11 protein-coding genes and 1 pseudogene are annotated in these 9,043 nt (G+C 60.2%); all 12 read left to right on the forward strand.

Translation table 11 applies throughout. The features are described from left to right. Nucleotides 1-236 precede the first annotated feature (236 nt). The 12 genes and pseudogenes from AB4136_RS33200 (at nt 237) to AB4136_RS33255 (ending at nt 8,800) form a co-directional block, all read left to right on the forward strand. Nucleotides 237-1,049 (forward strand): IS5 family transposase, encoded by an 813-nt coding sequence (locus tag AB4136_RS33200; RefSeq protein WP_137902201.1) that lies wholly within the window; start codon nt 237-239, stop codon nt 1,047-1,049. A gap of 39 nt (nt 1,050-1,088) precedes the next feature. After that, nucleotides 1,089-1,489: pseudogene (locus AB4136_RS33205) on the forward strand (pyridoxamine 5'-phosphate oxidase family protein). 68 nt (nt 1,490-1,557) lie between these two features. After that, nucleotides 1,558-2,091, forward strand: coding sequence for a cupin domain-containing protein (locus AB4136_RS33210; protein ID WP_441932321.1), 534 nt, complete (start codon nt 1,558-1,560; stop codon nt 2,089-2,091). 61 nt (nt 2,092-2,152) lie between these two features. Continuing rightward, the gene (locus tag AB4136_RS33215) at nt 2,153-2,935 is read left to right on the forward strand and encodes a succinate dehydrogenase iron-sulfur subunit (protein ID WP_441932328.1); all 783 of its coding nucleotides are present in this window, start codon (nt 2,153-2,155) and stop codon (nt 2,933-2,935) included. Between the two features lie 10 nt (nt 2,936-2,945). After that, entirely contained in the window at nt 2,946-3,353 is a 408-nt protein-coding gene (sdhC, locus tag AB4136_RS33220) for a succinate dehydrogenase, cytochrome b556 subunit (protein ID WP_441932323.1), read from the forward strand. After that, nucleotides 3,350-3,736 (forward strand): succinate dehydrogenase, hydrophobic membrane anchor protein, encoded by a 387-nt coding sequence (gene sdhD / locus AB4136_RS33225; RefSeq protein WP_137902200.1) that lies wholly within the window; start codon nt 3,350-3,352, stop codon nt 3,734-3,736. Before sdhC ends, sdhD begins: the two co-directional genes overlap by 4 nt. Before the next feature lie 60 nt (nt 3,737-3,796). Next, the gene (locus tag AB4136_RS33230; RefSeq protein ID WP_137902199.1) at nt 3,797-4,243 is read left to right on the forward strand and encodes a CBS domain-containing protein; all 447 of its coding nucleotides are present in this window, start codon (nt 3,797-3,799) and stop codon (nt 4,241-4,243) included. Between the two features lie 646 nt (nt 4,244-4,889). After that, nucleotides 4,890-5,720 (forward strand): thermonuclease family protein, encoded by an 831-nt coding sequence (locus AB4136_RS33235; RefSeq protein ID WP_441932325.1) that lies wholly within the window; start codon nt 4,890-4,892, stop codon nt 5,718-5,720. Between the two features lie 345 nt (nt 5,721-6,065). Then, nucleotides 6,066-6,788, forward strand: coding sequence for an antitoxin Xre/MbcA/ParS-like domain-containing protein (locus AB4136_RS33240; protein WP_137902198.1), 723 nt, complete (start codon nt 6,066-6,068; stop codon nt 6,786-6,788). Beyond that, entirely contained in the window at nt 6,785-7,372 is a 588-nt protein-coding gene (locus AB4136_RS33245) for an RES family NAD+ phosphorylase (protein ID WP_137902197.1), read from the forward strand. Before AB4136_RS33240 ends, AB4136_RS33245 begins: the two co-directional genes overlap by 4 nt. A gap of 197 nt (nt 7,373-7,569) precedes the next feature. Continuing rightward, on the forward strand, nt 7,570-8,268 hold the full coding sequence (locus AB4136_RS33250) for a transposase (protein ID WP_441932330.1): 699 nt from the start codon (nt 7,570-7,572) through the stop codon (nt 8,266-8,268). A gap of 274 nt (nt 8,269-8,542) precedes the next feature. Further along, nucleotides 8,543-8,800, forward strand: a complete 258-nt coding sequence (locus tag AB4136_RS33255; RefSeq protein ID WP_137902240.1) for a hypothetical protein — start codon at nt 8,543-8,545, stop codon at nt 8,798-8,800. The last annotated feature ends 243 nt before the right edge of the window (nt 8,801-9,043 follow it).

Raw genomic sequence — 9,043 nt, forward strand, 5'->3', positions numbered from 1 at the left:
CGACTGGTTCAACCACCGCCGGCTGCTGGAGCCTATCGGCAACATCCCGCCAGCCGAAGCCGAGGAACGCTACTACGCCATGCTGGAAGAACCAGCCATGGCCGCATAACTTAAACCAAACGGCCTCTGGCAAACCCGGCGCGGTTCATTCGTTCACTTAGAGGCCGTTTCGAAAGGGGGTTGAGGGGCCGGGGTTCAGATGATTCCAAGGAGTTGCGAGTTTCCTGGAGATTATCATGTGGACCCCGACCACCCGACGACAGCATAGCCGTGCCGCGACACGATACCAGACCGATCTGACCGATGCGGAGTGGCGGCTGGTTGAACCTTACCTGCCTGCCACTCGGAAGACGGGACGGCCCCGCGCCTGGCCGATACGGGAGATCATCAACGCGATCTTCTATGTGCTGCGCGGCGGCATTGCCTGGCGGCTCCTGCCATCGGATTTTCCACCGTGGCCGACCGTCTATCGCTGGTTCGGGGCTTTTCGCGACGGTTCGGTGTTCGAGAAGATCAACCACGCACTGGTCATGGCGGATCGCGAACGCGCCGGCCGCGACGCCAGCCCGTCCGCCGCTATCATCGACAGCCAAAGCGTCAAAACCACCGAAGCCGGTGGGCCACGTGGCTATGACGCCGGAAAGAAGATCAAGGGCCGCAAGCGCCACGCATTGGTCGACACAGATGGGCGCGCGCTGCTTGTTGAACCCCATCCAGCCAACATCCAGGATCGCGATGCCGGCGGCCCGTTGTTGCAGGTGTCGCGCCCCTTCTTCCCCTTCGTCAGGCACGTCTGGGCCGATGGCGGATACAATCATGAGCGGGTGGCGACAGCCACGAACATCCTTGTCGAGATCGTCAGGAAGCAGCCGGATCAGGTCGGCTTCGCCGTTCTCCCGAGGCGGTGGGTGATTGAACGCTTCTTTGCCTGGATTAACCGCAACAGGCGGCTTGCGAAAGACTTCGAAGCGACCGTCAATTCCGCCGCCGCATTCCTCTACGCCGCAGCCGCCATGTTGCTCATCCGACGGTTGGCGCGGTCCTCATGAGTTTCGAAACCGACTCTTAGCGCGCTTGAATGTACGAAGTTGTTGAGCGCCGAGCGGATCGGACGTCTGGCCTGCGTCAGCGAGGGGCGTCCCTATGTTGTTCCAATCTATTTCACCTATGCCGACCATCATCTCTACGCTTTCTCGATGCCGGAAAGAAAATCGAGTGGATGCGTGCCAACCCGCACGTTTCGGTCGTCGCCGAGGAACACGGCCCCGGGCGGGAGTGGAAAAGCGTGATCGTAGACGGGCTCTATGAGGAGTTGCCCCGTCAAGACGACCGAGACCATGCATGGTCGCTGCTCAGTCGTCATACCGATTGGTGGGAACCGGGCGCCTTGAAGCCTGTCGCGCAGCCGCTATCCTACCACAGCGACCACGTGTTCTATCGTGTCATAATCGAAGAGGTGTCGGGGCGCGAAGCCAGAGAAAGTGCCTAGCGCTCAAATCTTTTACTGGCGCACCGCTCACGCCCCAAAGTAAGGTCTTGCCAAGGAGATAGCTTCAAATGGCAATCCGCCATGCCAATCCGGGAGAAATCATCGACCTAAGTCCGTTGGGGCCTGCTCTGAAGCATGCTCGGACAACCGCAATCGTTAAATCTGACGCGTTCGAGGCCGTCCGCCTCGTCCTCCGCGCTGGAGCGGATATCAAGACTCACCGTGTCGATGGCCCAATCACATTGCACTGTCTGGAGGGGCGGGCATTACTCGGACTTCCGGCCACTTCAGTCGAGCTCCTGGCCGGTCAATGGTTGTACCTCGATGGCGGTGAGCCGCATTCGGTGAAAGGCATCGAGGATACCGCGCTGCTGCTCACGCTTCTTTTTCCCACCCAAACTGGTCGGTGGAACCACGACAAGGATATGACGGCCGACGACCCAGCAGCAGAAACTCCGGATTCTCTGCTCGATGAAGGACTGTTGGAAACATTCCCGGCCAGCGATCCGGTTTCGGTCAGTAATCCATCGACCGGTATCAAGATCTCTTCGCGCGGCGCCGGCGAGAAAACAAAATCCGGTGGCAACGATGCCGAGAACTGATGCGTTCATCGTCCGCTCTTCCGACCAGGTCCCGAAACATCCTCTCCTCAAGCGGTTTCCTGTGCCGCGAAATTTCGGCGTAACGCGGGATTCGCGGATCGAGCGTGGTCGAACATGGGCAGCGCCGGAGGACGCAGTGCGCACAAAGGCATTCGAGATATATCGCTACGATCCGGATGGCGACGATAATCCGCGGCTCGACACGTTCGAGGTCGATCTTGACGCCTGCGGACCGATGGTTCTGGATGCCCTGATCTGGATCAAGAACAACGTCGACCCGACCGTGACTTTTCGTCGCTCCTGCCGTGAGGGTATCTGCGGCTCCTGCGCAATGAACATCGACGGTACGAACTGGCTGGCCTGCACGCGCTATATCGAGGAAACCGGCACGCCGGCACAAATCTATCCACTGGCGAACATGCGCATCATCAAGGATCTCGTTCCCGACCTTACCCATGTTCTGGCACAGTACGAGATGATCGAACCCTGGCTCCAGACCAGTACGCCTCCGCCCGACCGGGAACGATTGCAGGCGCCGGAAGATCGCGCGAAGCTCGACGGTTATTACGAATGTATTCTCTGCTTCTGCTGCACCTCAGGCTGTCCGAGCCACTGGTGGAACGGAGACAGGTTCCTCGGTCCCGCCGCACTTTTGCAGGCATGGCGCTGGCTGACCGACAGCCGCGACGAAGCTGCGGGCGAACGGCTCGATCTTTTGGAAGACCCGTTTCGGCGTTACCGATGCCACACCATCCTCAACTGCACCCGAACCTGCCCGAAAGGGCTTAATCCGGGTAAAGCGATCGCGGAGATCAAGAAGATGATCGTCGATCGGCAAAGCTAGGGCGCGCGCTATGGAACGCATGACCAGAAGGGCGAGGCCGCTCTCGCCGAACATCCAGATTTATCGGCCACAGCTCACCTCCGTGCTCTCAATTGCCAACCGGATTACCGGTGTCGCCCTGAGCGTCTTCGCGGTTGTCCTCGTGATCTGGTTGGCGGCGGCGGCCAGTGGACCGGGCGTGTATTCCCAGCTTCTGGCCATAGTCGGCTCGTGGCCCGGGCAGGCTCTGTTCCTGATCGCGACGTTCGCATTTTTCCTCCATCTTTGCGGCGGTATCCGGCATCTGGTTTGGGATAGCGTGAGAGCATTCGAGTTGACGCACATATATGCCTCCGGGTGGGCTGTGGTCCTTCTAAGCGGGGCGCTAACGGTGGTTTCTTGGGTCCTCAGCCTGCTGATCGCGGGGCACAGTTCATGAGACGATTTCGCATTCAAACTCCGCTCGGCCGCGCCGTCGGTCTCGGTTCCGCGAAGTCGGGTTTCGGACACTGGTGGAGCGAACGGATAACGGCCGTCGCGCTGGTGCTGCCGGCAATATGGTTCGCAGCTTCGCTCATCGCCCATAGCGGTAGTGACTACGGCACATTCATCCTCTGGCTCCGCGAGCCCACAAACACTGCGCTGATGGTCCTCCTGCTGGTCACGCTTTTCTGGCATGCAGCCTTGGGACTGCAGGTGGTGATCGAGGATTATGTCCACTCCGTTGCCAAGATCTGGGCGCTGATCGTGATGCGTTTCGCGTGTTTCGCCCTTGCCGCTGTCGGGATCATCGCGACGTTCCGGATTGCCCTAGGGGCGTAGGCATCTATCTGGGCGTGCGCGACAGGCGAAGAGCGATCGAAAAATCCGCAAGGAGTAGAAATGACGAAGGTTGAAAGGCTTCTGACGACGGCACAAGGGCGCCTCGCCGTGATCAATTCCAATGCCCTGTTGATCGATGCGGCCCGGCTGTTGAACGGACCGAAATTCAATCTCGTCATCGTCTGCGACGACGGCGGGAGAATGACCGGAATTATCACAAAGACCGATGTGGTCGGGCATATCAGCCAGTGCACGGGTTGCAGCTGCACGATGGCGGCATCGAATGTGATGACCACAAAGGTGGCTTTCTGCCGTCCCGAAGATTGGCTGAACGATGTATGGTCAACCATCAAGCAGCGAAACCTGAAAAACGTCCCGGTCGTGGATCAAGCCTCGAAACCCATCGGCGTGCTCAATGCCAGAGACGTGCTCCAATCGCTGCTCGATGACGTAGAATACGAGGAGCAACTGCTCCGGGATTACGTGATGTGCGTCGGATACCGCTGACGATCTTTTATTCGAGAGAGCGGCGCGCGTAACCCATACCGCATGGCGCGAGACCCAAACGAGCGTCCCTAGCCGTTGGAAGCACGATGGGGCCATCGCGATCACTAACGCCCACCCTAGCAACCAGAAGAAATATCCAGCGAAGCAGCTTCTTCATATTCTGATCTTCGCGACAACCGTTTAAGCCCGCAGAAGTTTAGGTAGGATAGCATATCTGTATATAGCTATGCGGCGCCCGCGGGTCGCAGGTCCGGTGAGCCGGGAATGGGAGGAGGCTTCGGCATGTTGCGTCAGGTGCGGAACGACACAATGCGTCAATGCCGTTGTGACGCTATCAGGTGATGACGTTATAACTGAATGACAGAATGACGTAAAACGTCATTGCCGGCCGGGCGGAATCCGTCGCGCGCGATTGGGTTGCGTGAACGGGGCGGTATCTGGAAGATCGCCGTCGGGGTGGATGGCCGCGTCACCGGCTTGTGAACAAGCAGACGAGTCCCTCGAGAGCACCAAGCTCGCCCTCGCCTGCGTTTATTTCCACATTGCCGACCCTTGAATTGGTCGCCATTTGAACAGGTCCCGAAAGGGCATGTTCAGTTATTTCTGACAGGTTAGGCACCCGACAATCAGAGATATCGATCGACCGATGGGCAAGGTCGTCAGTTTCCAACAGCGGAAGTCAGGCAGGGCAGGGCGTGTCTCCACGATCCTTGTCGCCATGGGCGTCGCCGGAGCAGCCGGGTATTTCGGCCCGGGTTTCCTGGACAAACTGCCGCTGCCGAATGCTGCGCAGCTTGTGGCCTCGGGCAGCGCGGAAGCGATCGCCGGCCGCGCGTCGGTCATCGACGGCGACACCATCGAAATCCACGGCGAGCGGATCAGATTCAACGGCATCGACGCGCCGGAATCGGCGCAGTTCTGCGCAGATGCGGCTGGCCGGATGTATCGGTGTGGAGCGAGAGCGGCGGAGGCTCTGGCCGGATGGCTGGCGGCGGCGTCGCCAACGACCTGCAAATTCGTCGAGCGCGACCAGTACGGCCGTTTCGTGGGCAACTGCACTCGCGCCGATGGCGCCAATGTCCAAATATGGCTGGTCCGAAACGGGCACGCCATGGACTGGCCGCGCTATTCGAACGGTGCGTTTTCCGGGGCGCAATCCGCCGCCAAGGCGGAAAAGGTAGGCATCTGGCAGGGTCAATTCGAACTGCCGTGGGAGTGGCGGGCGGTACAGAGTCAACAGATCGACAATTCGTCGATCGTTTCCCTGACGCCATCGGCTGTTTCGCCTGCCGCTGCATCCAAACAGTCGGGTGCTTGCGACATCAAGGGTAACATTTCCCGGAAGGGGGAGCGCATCTACCACGTGCCCGGTCAGAATTACCACGCGCGGACGCGGGTCTCGACCGGCAAGGGCGAGCGGTGGTTCTGTTCCGAACAGGAAGCCCAGGCAGCGGGTTGGCGCCGGTCGCGGCAGTGACTGCGTAGCTGCCCGCAAAGTGCAGGGCCAGAAAGCACAACGCCCGCCGCGGGTGGAGCGGCGGGCGTCATATAGATGGTCGACGATCGGGAGGAGGTGAAGGTCGACCGTATCCGTCAGTCTCTGGGAGGAGGTAGATTCCGACGAAATTTTATTGATTGGAGGCTACATCATCCAGGCACCCACTCCAGCGTTGATTTCGCATAGCAGCATTGCACGTTGTGCAATGCAGCATTGTCGTATCGATCCGTTCGTCACAGATGGTGCATTCGGAGCAAATGGGACAAACTGGACAAACATCAATTCCATGCCTATGTTGTCCTTTGAGAGGATGGAGGTTGCCCGATGGCCAGTCCGAACATGCAGATCGCCCGAAACGCCCGAACCCGCGTCGCGGACCGCGTCACCAGCAAGGTCACCGACGCACTGAAAAGCGACACGGCATTCGAATCCGGTTCGCTCGCCCTGTCCGCTCGCATCGCCGGCGCCGCCGCTGAGGCGGTTCTCGATCTTCCGGCGGAAGCCCGCCGGACCCTTACACGACGGCAGGCCGAACTGGTGCGTGGCGTCCGGCGACTGGTCGAAACCTTTGGTGACGAGCGCGGCCGCCGCAAGATTGAGCTTGTCGTGCCCGAAACGGTCGAGCGATCAATAGGCGAGGGGTTGGGGCCGATCGTCCCCGAAGAGGAGGGAAAGCGCCTCCTCAATGAACTCGCCGTCGCCCGGAAGATCGAGGACTGGGCTGGCACGGTCGCCGGCGCCAGCGAGCTTAATCGAGACTATGGCATCCCTCGCTCGACCCTTCACCGATGGCAGCATGCGAACGAGGTCATAGGATTGCTGAAGGGGACGAAAAAGCATGTGTTTCCCGTCGGGCAGTTCATCGACGGGCGGCCGGCTCCCGGAATCTCCGCTGTCGTCGGTCTTGCCGGAAACCATCGCACGGCCTGGCTCTGGTTACGCCAAGTCAATCCTGTGCTGGGCGGCCGTAGGCCGATCGATCTTCTCAAGCAGGACCGGATTGAAGAGGTCATCGAAACCGCCCAGGCCTATTTCGATCCGCAATGACGTTCGACCCTGCCATTCTGCAGCAGCTCGCTGTCAGGGTCGACGTCACCGACTATGTGAGGATCATCGCGCGCGCTCATGCAGCGACGCCCCTCGGCATGGGCTACGGCCGCTCGCGCTTTTCCAGTCCGAGGAACAGATTTCAGCTGTTGTATCTGGCGCAGGATCTGATGACGGCTGTTGCCGAGACGATCGTCCGGGATCGCTTCGAAAAGACCGACGAGCGCTTGCTTCTCCGAGAGGAGTTCGACCGATACTCGATCGCTGCGGTGCGAAACCCGCTGCCGCTGTTCCTCCTCGACCTGCGAAACGAGGGAGCGAGCCTGCTCGGCGTGTCCACCGATGCCGTCCGCGCGAAGGCGCAGGCCGCCGGCAGGAGATTGAGCCAGTCCCTGTATGACCAGACCACCTTCGACGGGATCGTCTACATGTCGCGCATCACCAACAGGCAGTGCGTTGCTGTCTACGACCGGGCGGTAGCGCCGAAGCTGGAGGCTGACAGTCCCGCTCTCGATCTGCCACGCCTCGCTGACCTGCCCGGAATTCTGGAATCTCTCCACGTCACCGTTGCGCCCGGAGCCTGATCCGGATAGCAGGAAGGCGGGGGCGAACGGAGTTTGGATTTCGGAAATCAATCCTCGAAATGCGGCCGGCGAACGGTAGTTGCGGGGCACTATTCGAGCGGAAGGCGTTCCTTTCGTTTTGTCGACTTTTTGGATCCTATGACTATGGGGATCGATCGCGCTATGCCGACAACCCGTCGCAAGTCGTTTTGATCGAGGTGGAAATTGTGAAGCCACAGACGCGTCCAGTGATTGTTGAAGTCAAACGCAAGCGCGGAATCCATGAACGAAGCCGCTCGATCTGGAGCGGGATCGATTTGACCGCGGTCGCTGCGAAAGTTGACGCTGAGATGGGGAAAGCCTCGAATGGGCCGCCCGTTGACTCCGGTGCGCTGTCCACGGATGTTGACATCCCCGACCAACCAAAGGTGGAGCACAACATGCCCGATCCGCAGGAAGCTGACACCGTCGAGACCGCAGCCGAAGCCCCTGCAACAGCAGCGGTGCCTGAGCCGACGCCGAAGAAAAAAGCTCCGCGACCGAGAAAGCCAAAGGCGGCGCCAAAGCCGCGGATCGCAAAGGAAGTCGCAAAACCAGCACCGAAGGTGGCGGAGGCTCCGGCCGCGCCGGCGCGCGCCAAGCGTAAAATCTATTCCGAAAAGCAACGTGCCCAGATACTCGCCAAGATCGAGAAGTCGATCGGCCCGCACGTGTCTGTCAAGAAGGCGACCGGTGAGGCGGGTATATCGGAGCAGACCTACTACCAGTGGAAGAAGGCAGCCGACGCTTCCGCCGCACCTGCCGATCTGAATGACCTCCTTGCGCTGGAGGAAGAGAACAAGCAACTGAAGAAGCAACTAGCGGAACGTCTGCGGCATGAGAACGCCGAACTCAAGAAGAAGCTCGGCCTGAAATAGCTTCCAGCCTCTCCCGCAGTCCCGAGCCGGCAGAATCCCTTTGGCGTGAAGATCGCCGCGTCCAGCTGCGTGGCCGCAATATCGGGCGGTTCCGTTTCATCCCGGGCTGGACGGTGGTCGGCCTTCGACTTCGCGGTTGGGCAATTGCACTGTCGCCAGCCGGTGGTCCGGACGACACGGGAAGTGGCTGGCCATAGTGGCTCGCATTTCCCGCTTGCGCAGGCGGCGGTGCCCCCTAACATGCTTGGTAATCTCTGCCGGCGGAGGAAAGCCCGTGGGCCATTGGCCGAAGGACAAGATGCTGCGTCACGGTCCGGACCTCCCGATGGAGGAGCGGATTCGGAGATACCAGCACAATGTCAGGGCTATCCGGGAGGCTGGCTGCAAGGTGCCGACACCGGCCATGGTCGATAGTCTCGATCCTGCCGAGATTGAGCTCTGGTTCGCCGACGGCGCCTTCACCATCCAGCGGCTCGATAACGCCATAAAACTGCAGGCCAACGCGCCGGAGGACCTCGACCAGGACTCATGATCAGAGTCTGGAGAGGGACACCACCGGTCGTTGCAGTCACCGAGATGGTGCGGACCGCCGGGTCACTCCCGCAGCGCTTCCCTGCGTGATCAAGGGTGAGAGCGGCGGTGAGAAAGTCTGCCACGGTAGCGGCGGGATAGTCCTGCTGCGGGCGGATTAAAATCCGGCCACCTATTTCCCTTCTGCACTGTTCGCAGGAGGGTTCGGGGATCTACACCGTGGAATTATATCTGAAGGTCCGCC

The organism is Mesorhizobium sp. 2RAF21, assembly GCF_052115345.1.
Taxonomy (GTDB): Bacteria; Pseudomonadota; Alphaproteobacteria; order Rhizobiales; family Rhizobiaceae; genus Mesorhizobium; species Mesorhizobium terrae.